Annotated in this window: 13 protein-coding genes and 1 tRNA gene; 2 read left to right on the top strand and 12 right to left on the bottom strand. The window is 65.6% G+C overall.

All coding sequences use genetic code 11. The features are described from left to right. Positions 1 to 84 precede the first annotated feature (84 nt). From ASG84_RS16340 to ASG84_RS16375, 8 genes are all read right to left on the bottom strand, one after another. The gene (locus tag ASG84_RS16340) at positions 85 to 807 is read right to left on the bottom strand and encodes a hypothetical protein (protein WP_156399556.1); all 723 of its coding nucleotides are present in this window, start codon (positions 805 to 807) and stop codon (positions 85 to 87) included. 698 nt (positions 808 to 1,505) lie between these two features. Then, positions 1,506 to 1,742 (bottom strand): hypothetical protein, encoded by a 237-nt coding sequence (locus ASG84_RS16350; protein WP_057478107.1) that lies wholly within the window; start codon positions 1,740 to 1,742, stop codon positions 1,506 to 1,508. Beyond that, positions 1,735 to 2,070 (bottom strand): hypothetical protein, encoded by a 336-nt coding sequence (locus ASG84_RS16355; RefSeq protein ID WP_057478108.1) that lies wholly within the window; start codon positions 2,068 to 2,070, stop codon positions 1,735 to 1,737. Before ASG84_RS16355 ends, ASG84_RS16350 begins: the two co-directional genes overlap by 8 nt. A gap of 114 nt (positions 2,071 to 2,184) precedes the next feature. Then, positions 2,185 to 2,850 carry a hypothetical protein gene (locus ASG84_RS16360; RefSeq protein ID WP_057478109.1) on the bottom strand — a complete coding sequence of 222 codons (666 nt, stop codon included), beginning with the start codon at positions 2,848 to 2,850 and terminating at the stop codon, positions 2,185 to 2,187. After that, positions 2,847 to 2,987: a hypothetical protein gene (locus tag ASG84_RS27500; RefSeq protein ID WP_156399557.1), complete on the bottom strand. Its 141-nt coding sequence runs from the start codon at positions 2,985 to 2,987 to the stop codon at positions 2,847 to 2,849. Before ASG84_RS27500 ends, ASG84_RS16360 begins: the two co-directional genes overlap by 4 nt. Beyond that, positions 2,984 to 3,196 (bottom strand): helix-turn-helix domain-containing protein, encoded by a 213-nt coding sequence (locus ASG84_RS16365; RefSeq protein WP_057478110.1) that lies wholly within the window; start codon positions 3,194 to 3,196, stop codon positions 2,984 to 2,986. The genes ASG84_RS27500 and ASG84_RS16365 overlap by 4 nt, the downstream gene beginning before the upstream one ends. A 380-nt stretch (positions 3,197 to 3,576) precedes the next feature. Next, positions 3,577 to 3,650 (bottom strand) — tRNA-Lys (locus ASG84_RS16370). 92 nt (positions 3,651 to 3,742) lie between these two features. Further along, positions 3,743 to 3,964, bottom strand: coding sequence for a DUF3618 domain-containing protein (locus ASG84_RS16375; RefSeq protein ID WP_057478111.1), 222 nt, complete (start codon positions 3,962 to 3,964; stop codon positions 3,743 to 3,745). A gap of 77 nt (positions 3,965 to 4,041) precedes the next feature. On the opposite strand from ASG84_RS16375, the gene bcp reads away from it, so the two are divergent. Continuing rightward, positions 4,042 to 4,515, top strand: a complete 474-nt coding sequence (gene bcp / locus ASG84_RS16380) for a thioredoxin-dependent thiol peroxidase (RefSeq protein ID WP_057478112.1) — start codon at positions 4,042 to 4,044, stop codon at positions 4,513 to 4,515. On the opposite strand, the gene ASG84_RS16385 is transcribed toward bcp, so the two are convergent. Both ASG84_RS16385 and ASG84_RS16390 read right to left on the bottom strand, forming a co-directional pair. Further along, positions 4,504 to 5,868 carry a dipeptidase gene (locus ASG84_RS16385; RefSeq protein ID WP_057478113.1) on the bottom strand — a complete coding sequence of 455 codons (1,365 nt, stop codon included), beginning with the start codon at positions 5,866 to 5,868 and terminating at the stop codon, positions 4,504 to 4,506. The two genes, bcp and ASG84_RS16385, sit on opposite strands and share 12 nt — an antisense overlap. 74 nt (positions 5,869 to 5,942) lie before the next feature. Then, a complete protein-coding gene (locus tag ASG84_RS16390) occupies positions 5,943 to 7,274 on the bottom strand; it encodes a hypothetical protein (RefSeq protein ID WP_156399558.1) in 1,332 nt (443 codons plus the stop codon). A gap of 348 nt (positions 7,275 to 7,622) precedes the next feature. Here ASG84_RS16390 and ASG84_RS16395 point away from each other — a divergent pair, with 348 nt between their 5' ends. Then, on the top strand, positions 7,623 to 8,261 hold the full coding sequence (locus tag ASG84_RS16395; protein ID WP_442970970.1) for a TetR/AcrR family transcriptional regulator: 639 nt from the start codon (positions 7,623 to 7,625) through the stop codon (positions 8,259 to 8,261). Positions 8,262 to 8,334: 73 nt separating this feature from the next. Here ASG84_RS16395 and acpS read toward each other — a convergent pair whose 3' ends face one another. Continuing rightward, the gene (acpS, locus tag ASG84_RS16400) at positions 8,335 to 8,727 is read right to left on the bottom strand and encodes a holo-ACP synthase AcpS (protein WP_008715184.1); all 393 of its coding nucleotides are present in this window, start codon (positions 8,725 to 8,727) and stop codon (positions 8,335 to 8,337) included. Beyond that, on the bottom strand, positions 8,727 to 18,032 hold the full coding sequence (locus tag ASG84_RS16405) for a type I polyketide synthase (protein WP_057478116.1): 9,306 nt from the start codon (positions 18,030 to 18,032) through the stop codon (positions 8,727 to 8,729). The genes acpS and ASG84_RS16405 overlap by 1 nt, the downstream gene beginning before the upstream one ends. Between the last annotated feature and the right edge of the window lie 197 nt (positions 18,033 to 18,229).

The raw sequence follows: 18,229 nt of genomic DNA on the forward strand, positions 1-18,229 counted from the left end.
CGCGACATCGACTTGCACCAATGCACCGGTGCGTGACAGTCCTTGCATTCGCTCGCCACAGCCCGCGTTCCTCCTTCCTCTCGTTCAGCCGGTACGCGCCAGCGCCGAGCGGTCACGCACGACCTGGCGGGATGAGATGTTCAGCCGCGTGGCGATCTCGTTGGCCGAGAGATTCGTTCGGGTGAGCTCGGCCACCTTCTGCACTCGGAGCGACTTGACCTCAGGGGACTGTGGTTTCGGGGACCGGCTCCGAGGTAGGCGGACAGGTTCGGGCTTGGCGGCGGGATTGTCGATCGTGTCCTCGTCCCACTGGAACGGCAGAGCCCAGCGACGTTTCACTGCATGGTTCCGGGACCGTTGAGATGTTCCAGGGATCAGCTGCAGTCGGTCGAACAGCCGCTTGATCGACCGGGCGACACGGGCAAGGCATTGTGTGCGGTAGCCGCGGACCAGTTCGTGGACTGTGCACGCAGATACCTGCCCTGCGAGTTCGACAGTCAGACCTTCAGCGGTGTACCCGAAGGCCACGAGGGCGCGGACCCGTCTGATCGTGCCGGTGGCGTCGACCACCGCAGCGTCCGGAGCGATGGCCGCGAGGGAGGGCGGCATCGACACCGCGAGAAACTTGCGCGCATTCTCGGCGGTGATCCGCTTGTACGGGCCGTGTCCGCGATCCTTCCGACCGACCAACAGGTACTCCATGGACTTGCGGTTCAGCCCCGCCAGTTCAGCGATACGTCTACGCGAGAGCCCCGCCTCAATAAGCTGGGTGACGTGTTCACGGACTGGTCCGGCATCGACGTACATCGACTCGAACCGGCCGTACGCCTGCTGGCGAAGTCGGAACCGCTCGTAGCAAGCTCGGCACAGTCCGCGAGATCGCGTTGAGCGCTTGCATCCCTCGGTCTTGCAAGTCGGCTTCACACCGCCGGTCGTGGTCATCGCGCACCGACCAGCGGAAGCAGGGACGCAACCACGATGATGCCGACAAGACCGACGATGAACATCATGTAGAAGCGGAGGCGGCAGCGCACCGGCGGCGGGAGGCGGTCGTTCATGAGACGTACCACCCGGCCGCGATCACTAGCGTGCAGATCAGACGCATCGCGAGGTAACCACAAACGGCGGCAGCCGCGATCAGGACGTAGGCAAAGCGTTCGGAGGTCATCACGCGGTCACCTCGACCGATGCCAGCCACAAGTACAGGGCGTCGCGTACATGCTTGGGGATCGCAGCGGATGACACGTCGGTCAAAGCCCGCTCCCCGGTCTCCGGATTGTCGGAGCGCAGGTGNCCACAAGTACAGGGCGTCGCGTACATGCTTGGGGATCGCAGCGGATGACACGTCGGTCAAAGCCCGCTCCCCGGTCTCCGGATTGTCGGAGCGCAGGTGTAGCGGGTCCGGCATCCGTGGACTGATGGCCTCGATTTGAATCGTGTACCGCTCGGAGAGCAGGCCGCGTTTCGTGTCTACCTCGGACACAATCACTTTCATGTCGGACATGTCATGCCTCCGCTACGTTTTCGAGGACACCCTCGAGCAGGCTGAGTTGGTAGCCGATCTGAACGATGAGCTGATGCTGGTTACGCGAGACATCGGTCTCGGCGAGCTGATCGAGAGCGGCCTTAGCGGCGCGGCGGATCAGTTCGGCGTTGTCGATCAGCTGCGCGCGCTTCGCTTCACGGACCATGCGAACGGCGCGGCGGCCGTTGATGACGCCGACGCATGCGGTGTCAGCCATGAGCCACCGCCGGCGCTGCGATCGGAGGACCGGTGACCTGCGAGTGCGGAGGCAGGTACGCGACGCGGAGTTTGTCTCCGGGCTTCATCCACCGGTCGTTGACGGCCTGCCACAGGTGCATCCCGTCGAGCTCCCCGCGGTACACGACCCGGCAGGGGTACACCGTGTAGATGGTCTTGCCGTCCTCGTTGAGGTGCGGGACGAGGAGTTCGACACCGTCGGGCCGGTCAGATGGTGTCGCGGCGGCCGGGATGTACCGGTCGTAAGCGAGCTGCGCGGCGAACGCAGGGCCGGACAGATCGTCGGGGGTATTGTTGCTGGTGCTCATCAGGATTCACTCGATTCTTCTGGTGAGTAGACGGGCCTCGCGGGCAATGCGGGGCCCGTTACTTGTCGGTCGAGGTAGGTGGAAACCGGTGGTGGCGGCGACCCGGGGGGCCGGTCAGCCGCCACCACCGGGGCCTGAACCGTCAGGGGCCGCAGTGGGATTCAGCGCGCCACCGTGACGGTCAGACGGCCCGGCAGGTTTCCCCGACGGGCGGCTCTTGAGATGCTGGCCAGGCTTCGGAACGTCGAACGTCGCGCGCAACGCGTCGTTGCCGGAAAGATGACCGAGGGCCTGATTGACGTGTTGCGTGACCTCGAAGATTTTGCGTCTGGCAGATTCGCCACGCTCCATCGGCGGCATTTCGTGCGCTGTATTCGCTGCGGACGCCAGCGCTGCGACGACCAGTGGATCAACGCTGCCCTGCTTCGAGCACTCGCGTCCCTGAAGGGTGCCAAGGTGAGGCGGCGGCGCTGCCGATTCGAGTACCAATCGGAGATTTGACTGCAACCGCACGATCCGCTGGTTCAGTTCTGCTGCAACAGCATCGAGACGATCGGCACCTTCCGAGAGGAATCCGACTCGATCGACGTAGTCCAGGTCCTCGATCGCGCGGATCGCGTCGCGCATCCACAACGTCGCCAGACGAGCAGCGTCACGAACATCCTGTGCACGCTGCTGCTCTTTGGCTCTCTCGACGCGGGGGTCGATCCCTGGCAACGCGCCCCGGCGCTTCTCCGGAGACAGCAGGAATCGCTGGCCGGCGCGCTCCGGCGCGCTCACAGCCACACCTTCAATGCAGATCCCACGAGCATGAACACCCACAGGATGAGCACCCACGATGCCGCACCGGCCGCGCAGATCGCGAACAGCCACAGCGCGAGACTGCGCGGAGATCTGTTGCGCTGCATGGCAATCATGACGCACCCGCCCCGCCAGCAGGAGCAGGTATCGATTCGACGTAGCGCTCGACGTCGCGACGGCGGAAGAGGTATGGACCGTTGATGCCGGAGAGCTTTCCTGCAGTCGGCAGCGTTCCCGCTTCCATCAGACGAAGAACGGTGCGACTGCTCTTGCCGAAGAGCTGGCCTGCCTGAGTGCTCGTGAGAAACTCGTCATCTTCTGGCATACGCACATCATGTGTGCATTGCACATTGTCTGTCAAGTGACACGATCAACATCAGTTCGTGATCGTTACCAGTTGACGCGTGTCTGACATATGCCACATAATTGGTCCATGAGCGAAGAACCACTCCGTAGGGCAGTGCCGCCGGTGACACTCGGCTGGCGAATTCAGATGGCGCTGGATTTCGCGGATCTCAAGCAGACCGACCTCATGGAGAAGTTCGAGATCAGCCGCGGAACCGCTAGCAAGTGGTGCCGGGGCGTCGGTACGCCGCCGAAGAAGTTCGTCCTGAACGAGATCGCCGTCATGTGCGGGGTGTCTGCTCGCTGGCTTATAGACGGCGAAAACCCCCGCCCGGATGATGATCCGGACGGGGGTGAGCGTGCGCCATCAGGGATTCGAACCCCGGACCCGCTGATTAAGAGTCAGCTGCTCTAACCAACTGAGCTAATGGCGCCGATCCGCACCGCGTGTTCTCTGCGGTGCGGGAGAAACATTAACAGCAGATGCGGCCAGTTGTGAAATCGGCTGGTCGAAGCACCTGTTGAGTCAGTTGAAGATCCTGCGAACCACGAGAACTGCCACCACTGCGCCGACTCCGAGCAGAGTGAACTTCACTGCCGGCTCGTTGATCTTGGCCACCACGGACTGCTTGGTGTTGGCGACGATGTTCTTGGGGCTGGCACGGACGCTCAGCTCGTCCAGCGTGCTGGCGAGCTGATTGCGAGCGGCCTCGATCTCGCGCTCGATTCGGTCGGTGTCCTTGGCCACGTGTCCTCCAGCTTGTTGCAAATAGTCTCGGTCGAAGTCGAGCCTAGAGCACGACGATATTTCGATACTCTCGTGCGGTGACCGAATACAGCAAGCTCGAACCGGGCGACACCGCTCCGGCGTTCACCCTCCCCGATGCCGACGGCAACGACGTCTCTCTCGCCGACTACGCAGGCAAGAAGGTGATCGTGTACTTCTACCCCGCCGCGAGCACGCCTGGCTGCACCAAGCAGGCCTGCGACTTCCGCGACAGTCTCTCCGAGCTCAACGGCGAAGGACTCGAAGTCATCGGCATCTCCCCCGACAAGCCGGCCAAGCTCGCCAAGTTCCGCGACAAGGAGGAACTGACGTTCCCGCTGCTCTCCGACGAGGAGAAGACGACGCTGCAGGCGTGGGGCGCATTCGGGGAGAAGAAGAACTACGGCAAGGTCTACGAAGGCGTCATCCGCTCCACGTTCCTCGTCGACGAGGCCGGCAAGATCGAGGTGGCGCAGTACAACGTCCGCGCCACCGGCCACGTCGCCAAGCTCCGCCGCGATCTAGCTGTCTGAGACGGCCAGTCGCTGCAGGAACAGCGCCTCGGCGACGGCCATCTTCTCGATTTCCGTCGGGTCCACGCTCTCGTTGGGAGCGTGGATCCGGCACCGAGGTTCCTCGACGCCCATCAGGACGATTTCGGCGTCCGGCAGCACCTGAGCCAACGCGTTGCACAGCGGAATCGACCCACCCTGCCCGGCGGTCCCCATCGGATGCCCGAACGCCTCCTCGAGCGCCCCGGACAGCGCCGCGTAGCCCGGCCCGTCGGTCTTGGCCCGGAAGGGCGATCCGACGGCCTCACGCTCGACGGTAACGCGCGCATTCCACGGCGTGTGCGCCTCGAGGTGAGCCACCAGAGCATCCTGAGCCGCCGACGGATCCATTCCCGGCGGCACGCGCAGATTGAGCCGCGCGGACGCACGCGGTGAAATTGCCGCAGCAGACCCCACCACGGGCGGGCAATCTATCCCCAGAATTGTCAAAGCAGGCCGCGCCCACACCGCATCGGCCACAGTGCCCGAGCCCGCCAGCCCAACGCCGTCGAGCACCCCGGCATCGGAGCGGAACTGCTCGGTGTCGTACTCGACGCCGTCCCATGTCTGAGTGGCATCGAGACCGTCGACCACGGTATCGCCCCGCTCGTTGCGCAACGTCGACAGCATCCGCACCAACGCGGCGAGCGCATCGGGCGCTGGACCACCGTACATGCCGGAATGAACCTCTCCCGCAAGTGTTTCCACATTAACCACCACGTTGGCGATACCGCGAAGCGTGGTCGTCACCGTCGGCAGACCGACCCTCGCGTTCCCGGTGTCACCGATGACGACCACATCCGCGGTGAACAATTCGGGTCGCTGCTCCACGAGCGCTTCGAGGCCACCCGTGCCCATCTCTTCCGAACCCTCACAGACGATCCGAACCCCGACGCCGAGGGACTCCCCCAGCGCCCGTAGCGCCAGCAGATGCATGATCACGTTGCCCTTGCAGTCGGCCGAACCCCGCCCGTACCAACGACCGTCGCGTTCTGTCAGCTCGAAAGGTTCACTGTCCCAAATATTTCGATCCCCTGGAGGCTGAACGTCGTAGTGCGAGTACAACAGAACAGTCGGCGCTCCCGCGGGTGCCGGACGCGAGCCGACAACGGCCAGGGAGCCGTCGACCGTCTCGATCGACTGGACGTCGGGGATACCCGCATCCAGAAAAGCTTGTTGCACCCAGCGCGCCGCACCGATGCACTCCTCGACCGGAAACTGACGGGGATCGTGCACCGACGTGAACCGAACCAGCTCTGCCAATTCCTCTTTCGCTCGAGGCATCGCTGCTTCGATGTGGGATCGAACGTCCGCGGGTGGTGCATCGGCAGGCATGAGTCCTCCAAACGAGAAAATGACAGACGGGCTCTCGCCAGTCTGTCATCACCCGTACCGCGGAGCGTCCACTGTCAGCCCCCGGACAACTCCTGATGAATCCACGCATCGGTTTGCTGCCAGTGCCGGTCCCATGCTTCCTGTTCGAGCTGTGCGGGCGATTTTCCCGGCTCGGGGACAACGGCCGGAACCGTGAACTGCGGAGGGTCGACCGTCGCCGGAGCAGGCTGGGGAGCGACCACGGCCGGCCGCGGCGCATCCTGCGTGACCCACGCATCCGTTGTCGGTTCGGGCGCGACAACCACTTCCGGATCCACACTCGGAGGAATCGTCGCGACCGGCGGTGCCATCACCGGTGCCTGAGCCACCAGCGCAGCCGGGTCGGTCGTCACCGGTTCCACCGGGCGGGTTGCCCCGGCAAGATCTGCGTCGGTATCGCGTTGCTCGACGCTCTGCTCAGCGGTGGATTTCGAGTCACCTGGCAACGTCGCGGCAACCGCGACACCTGCGGACAAGACGCCGGCCAGCAGCACGGCTGCGAACACGAGCTTGCGTCCGGAACTCCCCGCTCGTGACGGTGTGGCGTCCACCGCAGGCGGCGTGTCGGGCGCAGAAATAACGGTCACGGGAAGAGGCTCGGCAACAGCGTCGGACGCTGGTTCGACCACCTCGAGCAGGGCGGCGTCGCGCGGCTCCGACTCGTCGGATGACGGCTCTGCAGGCACAACGCTCGTCTTCGCGGCTGCGTCCTCCGCCGGAGCGGATCCATCCTCGAGGGCCAGCAGCGCAGCTCCGCGTGCGGCGATCTGATCGGCATCCCCCACCCGCACCACAGGCACGCCGAGCCCGAGAGCCAAGATGTCGACGAGGTCCCGATTGCTCGACGAGTCGCCGAACAGGGCCACGAACTCGGGCTTCTTGCCGGCATGATCCACTACGTCCCACGCCAGTGGAATGGTGCTACCGATGCGCTCGGGTGACATCGAATCGAGCTCGGCGGTCTTCGTGGGCGTGAACGACGCCTCTGCCGCGTCCGCGAGAGAGATGGAGACGCCTGCCTCGCCCATGTAATACAGCAGTACCGTCTTCGCGTCGGCGAGTTCCTTCGACTGGGCCAGCCAGCTCAGGAACGACTCGGACGCGGAACACAACGTCACGGATTCGTCGTCGAGAGCGCCGATGAAGTCGGAGCGTTCGGCCTCGGATCGATACACCACCCCTACTGCGTCGACGTCGGTATCGAGACTCGCCGCCTCGGCGCGCATGATCTCGATCGCTTCGGTCAGTACGGTGGCCGCGTCGGGGTCGAGTGGCGTCGTCCGGTCGGCGAGTACCTCGCCTGAGGTCGGCTCGACAAGAATTGTCTGCATCGAGCCAGATTCGATCGCTATACCAATGGTTGCCATGGCAGTCTCCCTGTGCTCAGGGTGGAGGCACCCGACCATGAACGTCATCCAGCGGACCCGAACGACGATCACCCTGCACGGAATTTGCTTCTGTTACCTGAACCATACCTGTTGACGGTTAAATTGGCTCAGATCGGTCTTGGAGTTTGTCACAGGAATTGGAACCGGCCGTTGTTGCCGGATCCATGTTCGTTCGAGGTCTCGGCCGACGATCCGCAGGTATCGGACCAGGTGTGGCTACCGGGTACGTCCGCCGGATAGCCTGACCGGGTGGAATCCTCTGCTCGTGCTCAGTCCTCGCGCCGTCTCGACGCCGCGCTCGAGTCGACGGCACAGACGCAAGAACTGATGCCGCGCCGTCGACCCACCCAGGAACGCAGCCAACGCAAATTCGACGCGCTGCTCCAGGCCTCGCGTGAACTGCTCAGCGACGTGGGGTTCGAGTCGTTCACCTGCGAAGAAGTTGCCTCGCGCGCCGAACTGCCGATCGGCACGCTCTACCAGTTCTTTGCCAACAAGTACGTCATCGTCTGCGAACTCAATCGCCAGGACCTCGTCGGAGTCCAACAGGAGCTCGCCGAATTCGACGGCGAGGTCCCGTCCCTGGACTGGGTGCGGTTCCTCAACAATTTCGTCGACCACATGGCGGGCATGTGGATGACCGACCCGTCGCGCCGTGAGGTGTGGCTCGCCATGCAGTCGACGCCTTCGACGCGGGCGACCGGAGTCATCCACGAGCGCGAGTTCGCCGATCAGGTCTCACGCATGCTCGGACCGTTGACCCCGCGCACACCGCGACACCGCCGCAACCTCATGGCTCAGGTGCTGGTGCACATCGTCTACTCGATGCTGAATTTCTCGGTGCAGGACGGCCAGAGCCACGAGGACGCCGTAGCCGAACTCAAGCGAATCATGATGGCCTACCTACTCGTTGCCGAGAAGGAGAGCCGACGCTCCGGCGGATCCACCGTCGAGAGCGAAGCCTGAGTCTCCCAAAACCATAGAAAGAGGCCCGCCCGATCTCGTGGATCGGACGGGCCTCACTCGTTTCAGGACGGACTCACTCCTCCAGGATCGCCACCGCGGCAGCGATATCGCCGTCGTGCGTGAGCGACAGGTGAATCTTCACCGTCGGCAGGAACTCCTGCGCCATCCCGTGCAGCTTGATGGACGGCCGGCCCCACGCATCGTTGACGACCTCGATCAACGGGTACGGGTTGTCGCCGATCTGCGGCGGCCGAGCGAAACGCGATGTCGCCCATGCCTTCAGCACTGCTTCCTTGGCCGCCCACCGTGCTGCGTAGTGGCGGGTCGGATCGGAACTCTTCGTCGCGGCATGGCGACGCTCACCCGCGGTGAAGCTGTCGCGAATCATCGTCGTGCCGACCTTCTCCATCTGCTCGGCGAAGTCGGACACCGTCACCAGGTCGAAACCCACTCCCAGAATCGCCATCAGATGGCACCCGGCAGACCGGAGGAGTAGACATCGTCCTCGCCGAGGCGAGCGGACTCGTTGAGCAACACGTGTGCCTCCAGTTCGCGCGACGCCTTGGCCGGCGTCCCGTCGTGTCCCAGTCGTCGATCGTCGGGCCGTTCGTAGAGCGAGTCGCCACCGACCATGGCCGAGATCAGCCTGCGCTGACCGGCGATGCGTCGCTCGTTCGCCTTGGCGATGTATTCCGCCCGTCGCTCGGCCGGAACGGCCTCGATGAACGCCTGCGGATGCACCAGCGCGATGAGACCGGACACGTGCCCGAACCCGAGCGAGGTGAGCAGACCCGCCTTGAGCGGAACCGAGTCACCGAAGCGCAGCGGCTCCCGAGCCCACACCAGATGCTCGAAACCGGTCATCTTGTCGTCGACGCAATCGAGACTGCGGTTCGGCGGGATGACGCCGTTGGCCAGCACCTGGCACAGGCCGATGAGCTGCCAGGCAGCCGCTCCACCCTTCGAGTGTCCGGTGAGGCTCTTCTGCGAGACGACGAACAGCGGAGCGCCGTCCGAGCGGCCGATGGCCTTGGCGAGGCGAGTGTGCAGTTCCGCCTCGTTCGGATCGTTGGCTGCAGTGGACGTGTCGTGCTTCGAGATCACGGCAACATCGTCCGCACTGACGCCGAGTGCATTGAGCGAGAGCGCCAGTGCCGAATCCTTGCCGCCGCGACCGGCACTGAGTGCACCGAGCCCCGGAGCCGGGATGGAGGTGTGCACTCCGTCGCCGTACGACTGTGCGTAGGCAACCACTCCGAGGACTGGTAGACCCATCTCGAGGGCCAGATCGCCGCGAGCAAGCAGGATCGTTCCGCCGCCGTGCGATTCGACGAATCCTCCGCGCCTACGGTCGTTGGCCCGGGAGAACCGTCGATCGCTGATTCCCTTGGCGGACATCGCCGCCGAGTCCGCGGTGGCCGACATGTCACCGAAGCCGATGATGCCTTCGCTGCTCAGGTCGTCGAATCCGCCGGCGACCACCAGCTGAGCCTTGCCCAGCTTGATCTTGTCGACACCTTCCTCGACCGACACTGCAGCGGTGGCGCAGGCGGCAACAGGGTGAACCATTGCGCCGTAGCTACCGATGTACGACTGAACCACGTGAGCCGCAACGACGTTCGGCAGAGCTTCCTGCAGGATGTCGTTTGCACGAGCATCACCGAGCAAGGTGTCGATGTACAGCGAGCGCATGGACTCCATGCCGCCCATGCCGGTGCCCTGCGTGTTGGCGACCAGCGTCGGGTGCACCCAGCGCATCAGTTCCGACGGGTTGAAGCCCGAGGAGATGAACGCGTCGACCGTGGTGACGATGTTCCACAGCGCAACTCGGTCGACCGAGCTGGCCATGTCGGGCGAGATGCCCCACTTGGTGGGATCGAATCCGGTCGGAATCTGTCCACCCACGGTGCGGGTGAGCTTCATCTTGCGCGGAACGCGAATCTCGGTGCCCGCCTTGCGGGTGACCTGCCAGTCGCTCGAATCCGGGACCGGTGTGATCAGCGTGTGCTCGGGATCCGCTGCTGCGAACGACCGGGCATCGATCTCGGTTCCGACCACGAAGGTGAGGTCGTTGTCGAGGAAGATCGAGGTCATCAGCGGAGCGGTGTTGCCGACCATCGCGCCGTCGTCGCCGTAGGTGCGGATACCGCACTTCTCGACCACGATGTCGTGATACTTGTCGGCGATGTCCTCCTCGGGCACCAGGTCGCCTGACTCGATGTCGTACCAACCCGGCTTGGGATCGTTCTCCCAGGCAATCAGGCCGGTGTTCCACGCGAGTTCGAGAACGCCTGCGGCAGAAAGCTGCTCGTCGACCTCCATCTCGAAGCGGGTACGCGCCGAACCATAGGGTCCGAGCTCACCTGCACCGACGATCACGATCAGGTCCTTCGGGTCGACGTCCAAGCTCGGCCACGCCGGAGCGGTGGTCGACGTCGACAGCCGCGGCGGTGCGGGCAGTGCCGCGATGACCGAGTTGTCCACTGTCTCTTCGGTCTTCTCGGCCGCGGCCGCAGCTGCGTCCCGAGCGAGCTCGACCAGGTTGAGCTTGGTGTTGGCCAAGCCGCCCGTGAGATCGGCGGTGATCGGTTCCTGCGCAGCCTGACGACGAGCGGCAGGCGTGCACAGTTCGAGTAGCTCGGTCGCCATCTCCTCGGTCGACCAGGTGCGCACACCCTCGGCCTCGACCGCCTCGACGATGGGATCGTTGCCACCCATCAGGCCGGTGCCGCGCACCCACCCGATGTGAGCGTGGGCGATGGACACCCGCTCGGCCCAGTTCTTCTCCGAGCCCCACTTGGCGACAACAGCGTCGAGTGCGGCCTTCGATTCGCCGTAAGCACCGTCGCCACCGAACATTCCGCGGTTCGGCGATCCCGGCAGCACCACGTGCAGGTGCGTGTCGATGTCGGTGTCGTAGCCGACCTTCGCAAGTCCGGTGATCAGACGCTCGACCGACCAGAGCAGCACACGCATTTCCATCTCGGCGCGAGCTCCGGCGTCGGACATCTCGCCCATGACCCGAGGTGCGGCGAACGGGAACAGCATCGTCGGCGTCGTGGCGGCCTTGACCAGAGTCTTTGCGCCACCGGCAGTGTCGATGAAGTCGCTGCCGATCCACTCGATGAGTGCATCGACGTCGGTGTACGACGCGATGTTGGCCGGAACCACCCAGAGCGACGCGCCGCTGCGTGCGTTGTCGCGGTAGAGCGAGCGGTAGAAGCCGAGCCGCTCGTCGTCGAGCCTGGACGTGGTGACGAAGACCGTCGCTCCCCCGGCCAGCAGCTTGGCGGTCACCGCTGCTGCGATGGATCCCTTGCTGCCACCGGTGACGACTGCGACCTCGTCGGCCCACTGGCCCTTGTTCTCAGCTGCGACCGCGACGTCCGCGATGCGTCCGAAGGTCTCGGCGAGCACTGTCCTGTTCTCGTAGTCGGCCTTGGCCTTCCACCACTGTGCCTGTGCTGCAACGGCATTGCCTGCACCGGCGAAGGACTCGACAGCGACGTCGCCTGCGGTACCGAGCCACAACCGGGCCAGATCCTCACGGGCAGTGGCCCACCGGTCGTCGATCAGCACGGCGCGCTTGGCGTCGAACGCGGGAGCGACCAGGCGAGGCCAGTCCGATCCGAGTTCGGCCGAGACCAGCTCGACCAGAGCGGCGTCGGGATCCTCGGCCAGCAGCGAGTTGGGGGCATCGGCCAGTCCGAGCTGTTCGAGAACCAACCGGGCTGCGGAGGCGAGAACGCCGTCGCGGCCGGTGATGTGCTCGGTGAACTCACCCAGAGCAGCAGCGTCGACGGTTCCGCCGGCTCCACCACCTGCCTGCGGCATCGAGACTGCGACGCCGCGACGTGCGGCCACCGCAGCTACTGCCGCATCGATGACGTTGTCCACAGCGTTGCCGTCGGCGAGTGCGCCGTCGGCCAGGCCGCCGAGTGCACCGCCGCGGACCGAGGCACCGTCACGGGTGCCGAGAGCGACCTCGGCGGTGACGTGATGCGCCCAACCGTCGCCCAGTTCCCAGGTCTTCTTGACGCGATCGGCGATCGAGGCCGGGCGTCGACCCGAGGGGCCGAAGACCTTGCGGAGGTGATCGTTGATCGAATCGCTGAGTACCGGGCCGAAGGGCTTGTAGGTACGAGCCAGCTTGTTGACCGTGCCCGAGAGCGCGCCCATGTCGGCATCGGCTGCGCCGTCGATCGCACCGAGCGAGAGCTCGGAGCCGAGGTCGACGAGCAGCTGGTTACGACGTGAGGACACGCCGTCGCACAGTGCCTCGATGGTGTCGGCAGGTCCGATCTGGTCGAGCTGCAGTTTGGTCCACAGGCCGATGAGGATCTTGGTCGCATCGGCGGCGACGAACGCGATGTCGTCGGGGCGAGGTCCGCCCGACGGTGCTGCGGCCGGAGCGGGTGCTGCGGCCGGAGCCGCCGCTGCTGCTGCAGGAGCAGCCGTCTCGGGAGCCGGAGTTGCTTCGTCCTCGTCGGCCGGAGCCGGGTCGGTGTCGGTGCCGTAGACGATCGCGGCTTCACGTTCGAGGTTGAGCACCTCGACCGGGTGACCGAAGCGGCCGGGCAGCTTGAGGGTCTGCGAGGCGAGGTTGGCCACGGTCGGTGTTGCACCGAGACCGATCTCGACGAAGCGCTCGACGCCCATGCCGCCGTCGGACTCGTCCGCGAACAACAAGTCCTGCGTCTCGATCCATCGAACCGGGCTGGCGAACTGCCAGGCGAGCAGCTCGGTCAGAATCACGCGGCACAGATCGCTCGGCCGTGCGGCCCACGAATCGAAGTCCGCGAGAACGGTGTTCAGCGGCTCGGACGGCACGAGATCGGCGATCTCCTGAGCGAACTCGCGATCGAGCGAGAACGGCTTGGGAACCAGGTTCGGGATGTAGCGCCCCACCAGGATCGCCGGATCGAGCTGCTCGGGCAGCAGGGTCTCGAGGCGGCTGCGGAAGTCGTCGACTCCGCCGCGCAGCACCGTCGAGTGGAACGGCACGTCGATGCCCGGAACCATGATGTAGGCGGCCTTGCCACCGAACTCTGCGCGGCGAACTGCGATCTTCTTCTCGAGCTCGCCGAGGCCGGCAACGGTGCCCGCGATGGCGTACTGCGAACCGCGCAGGTTGAGGTTGACGATTTCGAGGAACTCACCGGACTCTGCTGCGACACCGGCGACGAAGCCCTGCACGTCCGCGTCGGCCAGGCCGATCTGGGACGGGCGAATGGCTGCCATGCGGTAGTCGCTTCGGCCGTTCTCGTCACGAGGAACGAGTGCGTGCATGGCCGAGCCGCGCTGGAAGACGACCTCGAGGACGGCTTCGAGCGGAAGCACCCCGGCGACGGCTGCCAAGGCGTTGTACTCACCCACCGAGTGGCCGGCGAGGATGGAGTTCTCCACGAACGCACCGGATTCACGCAGTTCGGCAACCTGTGCGACACCGAGAACGGCCATCGCGACCTGGGTGAACTGGGTCAGGTGCAGCACACCGTCGGGATGCTTGTGCGTGACGCCGCGCGCCTTGAGCGTGGTCGGGTTGTCGCGCACCACAGCGAGAATCGAGAATCCGAGTGCGCTGCGGGTGTGCTTGTCGGCACGCTCCCACACCTCACGAGCGGCCTTCGACCGAGCCCGTGCGTCCAGTCCCATACCCGGGCGCTGGATGCCCTGGCCGGGGAATGCGTAGACGGTCTTCGGCGCAGCGGTGCGAGCAGTGGCGACCATGACGAGTTCGCCTGCGACACGGCAGGACACCTCGACGAGCTCGGCACCCTGGTCGAATCCGGTGCGGTCGACGCGAACGTCGATCTCGGCTCCGGGGCGAACCATGCCGAGGAAGCGTGCAGTCCATGCGGTGAGACGACGCGGCGGAGTCTTGGTGTCCGCGTGATCGACTGCGGTGACCGTCTGCTGGGCAGCTGCGGAGAGCCACATGCCGTGCACGATCGGGCTGCCGAGACCGGCGAGCAGTGCGGCGGCATCCGAGGTGTGAATCGGGTTGTGGTCACCCGAGACCTGAGCGAATGCGGCCATGTTGCGCGGGGCCACGATGGTGGCCTGACGGCGACGACGACGCGGGGTGTCCTTGGCGTCGGCGCTGAGGGATCCGCCTGCGCGAGCCGGATCGGTCAGCTCGCCCTTGCCGGTGCGTCCACGAATTGCGAAGCGCTCCACCAGGGTTGCGACGGAAGGGGCATCGAGACCCTCGCCGAGCATGGCGCCGATCTCGACGGTGACCTCGACGACGCGGCCGAGATCGGTGTCGAGCACCTCTCCGGCTGCGGCCTTGACCACGAGAATCGATGTGTCGGTGGGCAATTCGCCGACGAGGTTCACGCTGTGATCGAGGTGCACCAGGTCGAGCATGCCCTCGATGACGTCGATGCCCTCAGCGTTGCGGGTAGCACCCAGGACGGCGAAGACGGCCGGCCAGCAGGCGCCGACGAGGACGTCGGGAACGGCCTTGCCGCTGACGGTGAGTGTGTCCGGGAGTCCGGATCCGGTGACGCCTGCGTGGTCGGCGATCAGATCGGGGATCCACGCGATATTCAGTCGTGCGACGCCACCCTTGACGGCCGGAAGCTCCTGGCCTGCAGCAACTCCCAGCAGTGCCGACATGGCCTGCTGGGCGTCCTGTGCGGTGACGACGGGAGCGCCGCCGTCGATCGTGGAGGCGGGCACCGTCAAACGGATGCGTACTTCCTTACCGGGAGCGAGAGGAACCAGCAGCTCCACATGCTCGGCATCGAGCACGGTCAGCGAGGAGCCGGTCTGCGGATGCGAGGCGACCGAATCGGAATCGACGGTCCAGTCGGCCGGATCACCGAGGCGTGCAACGGGGTTCTGCGTCATCCGCGAGGCCCAGGTGACGTCGGGAGCTGCCAGCACGATGCCCAGCAGTCCGGGCGCGATCTCGGCGTGGCGACGGCTGGCGATGGCCGCCGGCTCGACACCCTCGGCGAGAAGCTGGTCCGCAGTGGCCTTCTCGAAACGGTTCAGCAGTTCGCCGACCGGCTCGTCCACGCGAGTGATGCCGGCGACGGCAACGGTTCCGGGGATGATGCAGACCTGATCGGCGGAGTAGCGAGCATCGTGTGCCTGCCACAGCGAGTCACTGCGCCACCAGCGACGCACGTCGCCGTCGACGACAGGGACGAAGTTGACCGGCTTGCCGGGCATGCGGCACAGCGAGGTGAAGAAGGTGATGTCGGCCGGGTGCAGCACCACGTCGGCGGCGTCGGGGAACTGTGCGAGCAGCGACTTCAGCGCTGCACGCGGACGTTCGAGAACCTCGGCGTCGGCGAACAGGGTGGGGATGGGTCCGCGATCGACCGGGTGCAGACGAGCCTCGGCGCGCTGCAGCATCTCCAGGAAGCGGGTGCGCCAGGTGATGTCGAGCCACACCGATTCGCGTGCCTCGGTCACGGCATCGGTGAACTCACCGCCGCAATCGAAGTCGCTGCGCGAGTCGGTGCCGATGGCCAGATCCAGGTAGCGAGCGAGCCACTGCTGGTAGGTCATCTCGGCGACGTCACCGAAGAACGGCTTTGCGGTGCCGTCGAGTGCGGCGATGATCTCGTCGCGTCGCTCGGCCACGGCGTCGGCGTTGCCGGCGACCTCGTCGAGCAGTCGGCCGCAACGCGAAGCCGCGTTGTCGATTTCGTGGATGTCGGCACCGAGCTGGCTACGACCCGAAGCCATTCCGCCGTTGGCGGTTCCGGCCCCGACCCAATCGGGAGTTCCCGGTGTGTCGACGAGAAGCTGCTTGACCTCGGGTGCCGTGGTGGCTTCGAGGGTGGCCATGGCAGCGGTGCCGACGAGGATTCCGTCGAGCGGCATCTTGGGGTAGCCGTACACGGCCGACCAGGTGCCCGTGAGGTATTCCGCTGCGCGCTCGGGGGTTCCGATGCCGCCGCCGACACAGATGACGAGGTTGGGCCGCGACCGCAGTTCTGCGTAGGTGGTCAGCAGCAGGTCGTCGAGGTCCTCCCACGAGTGGTGTCCACCTGCGCGGCCACCTTCGATGTGGACGTTGACCTGGTAGGACGGGACCTCGTTGGCGATACGGATGACGGCGCGAATCTGCGCGACGGTGCCGGGCTTGAACGAGACGTAGCTGATGCCGGCCTCGGACAGCTCTTCGATGAGGGCGACTGCCTCGTCGAGTTCGGGAATGCCTGCCGTGACGACGACGCCGTCGATGGCGGCACCTGCTGCACGTGCGCGCTGCACGATGCGGCGTCCGCCGAGCTGAAGCTTCCACAGGTAGGGATCGAGGAACAGCGAGTTGAACTGGATGGCGCGGCCGGGCTCCAGCAAAGTGGAGAGCTCGGCGACGCGATCGGTGAAGATGTCCTCGGTGACCTGGCCGCCACCGGCGAGCTCGGCCCAGTGGCCTGCGTTGGCAGCTGCGGCGACGATCTTCGCGTCGACCGTCGTCGGCGTCATACCGGCGAGCAGGATCGGCGAACGACCGGTCATCTTGGTGAAGGAAGTCTCGACCACGACGCGGCCGTCGGGCAGGGTTACCGGCTTCGGTGCAAAGGCAGACCATGCGGGCTGCACCTCGGGTGCAGCTCCGGGGGTGAGCAGATTGCGGTGGCCGCCGCGGGACGACGCGGCGATGATGCCGACGCCCTGTCCGCGCAGTGCCGGAGTGGTCATGCGGGTGAGGAGGTCGCCCGGACCGAGATCGAGGATCCAATCGGCACCGGCGTCGACAACGCCGTCGATGGCGTCGACCCAGTCCACGGAGTCGACCAGGATCTTCTGCGCGAGGCCGCGAGCGAGCTCGACGTCGAGTCCACAGCGCTGCGCCCAGGCGCTGACGAGTTCGACGGCGTCTTCGAGAGCGGGGTGGTGGAAGCCGATCTCGACCGGGAGCTGCTCGAAGACCGGGGCGAACACGGCACCGCCGCGCTTCTTGGCGTCGCGCTCACGCTCTTCCTCGGCAGCGATCTGCTCGCACTTCTCCTGAACGCGAGCCAGCTGCGCCGGCGGTCCCGAGAGTACGACGCGGCGGCGGCCGTTGCGGATGGCGAGTGCAGCGGATCGCTCCGGCGCTCCGACGATCTCGAGGTCGGTGATGATGGCCTGCAGGCGTTCGGGCGCAACGTTGGCGACCGACACCATCGGCGCGCGGTCGCCGGCACCGATGATGCCGCGGCGGCGGCCGACCAGACCGGCTGCGGCACCCACTAGCTGAGCGATCGCGAGGAAGTTCGCATCCTGCGCGCCGTCCGCGGCGACGGACTCGGCAGCGATGAGTCCCTGCGAGTGTCCGACCACCTTGACGGGCGGCGTCTGGGAGGGATCGAGTCCCTGCAGCTTCAACGCGCGCAACGCTGCGACCTGGGTGAGGAACACCCCGGGAAGTGACACCGCGGCGGAGGTCAGCGCAGCCTCGGACGGTCCGTACGAGCCGACGGTGTCGTCGTCGGCGAGATCCTGCTCGAGCATCCAGCCGATGGGGTCGAATCCCACGGAGCGAACGACCAGTAGCTCGTCGGAGACGGGCGCGAGTACGGCTGCAGCCTCGTTGACGAGATCGGTGAGTTCGGGCTCGAGTGCAGAATCGCGGGCCAGCTCTTCGAGGGAGCTGAGCCACGGTGCGCCCTGACCACCGAATGCCAGTGCATAGGGCTCGCCCGCGGCGAAACGATCTGCCAGAGTCCGAGAGCCGCCATTGCTTTTAGGGGATTTGCCTGCGTTGCCGTTGCTTCGCGTGCCGCGTCCGTGTGATGGTGTGCTCTCGTTGATCGTCAAGGCTGAAGATTCCTCTCGTGGGCGCCTCGGGGGTCGGGGCGCTCGCTGTGATGGCTGCCCGAGTGCGTCGTGGGCTTTCGCGGCAGAAGCAGTGAGCCGGTCGTCGTCGACAGGTCTCTCCGCGCTGACCAAGACTGACACAAAATCATGAGGAAATCCTCAGGTTTGCTCGGACGTCCGAGTGCTACCAGCGAGTA

Origin of the sequence: Rhodococcus sp. Leaf278 (assembly GCF_001426085.1) — a bacterium.
In the GTDB taxonomy this organism is placed as follows: domain Bacteria; phylum Actinomycetota; class Actinomycetes; order Mycobacteriales; family Mycobacteriaceae; genus Rhodococcoides.

What these genes read in the sequence shown, in the direction of transcription:
- ASG84_RS16340 (WP_156399556.1), bottom strand. Translation starts at nt 807, where the DNA reads ATGTACGTCGATGCCGGACCAGTCCGTGAACACGTCACCCAGCTTATT.
- ASG84_RS16350 (WP_057478107.1), bottom strand. Translation starts at nt 1,742, where the DNA reads ATGGCTGACACCGCATGCGTCGGCGTCATCAACGGCCGCCGCGCCGTT.
- ASG84_RS16355 (WP_057478108.1), bottom strand. Translation starts at nt 2,070, where the DNA reads ATGAGCACCAGCAACAATACCCCCGACGATCTGTCCGGCCCTGCGTTC.
- ASG84_RS27500 (WP_156399557.1), bottom strand. Translation starts at nt 2,987, where the DNA reads ATGATTGCCATGCAGCGCAACAGATCTCCGCGCAGTCTCGCGCTGTGG.
- ASG84_RS16365 (WP_057478110.1), bottom strand. Translation starts at nt 3,196, where the DNA reads ATGCCAGAAGATGACGAGTTTCTCACGAGCACTCAGGCAGGCCAGCTC.
- ASG84_RS16385 (WP_057478113.1), bottom strand. Translation starts at nt 5,868, where the DNA reads ATGCCTGCCGATGCACCACCCGCGGACGTTCGATCCCACATCGAAGCA.
- ASG84_RS16390 (WP_156399558.1), bottom strand. Translation starts at nt 7,274, where the DNA reads ATGGCAACCATTGGTATAGCGATCGAATCTGGCTCGATGCAGACAATT.
- ASG84_RS16395 (WP_442970970.1), top strand. Translation starts at nt 7,623, where the DNA reads ATGCCGCGCCGTCGACCCACCCAGGAACGCAGCCAACGCAAATTCGAC.
- acpS (WP_008715184.1), bottom strand. Translation starts at nt 8,727, where the DNA reads ATGGCGATTCTGGGAGTGGGTTTCGACCTGGTGACGGTGTCCGACTTC.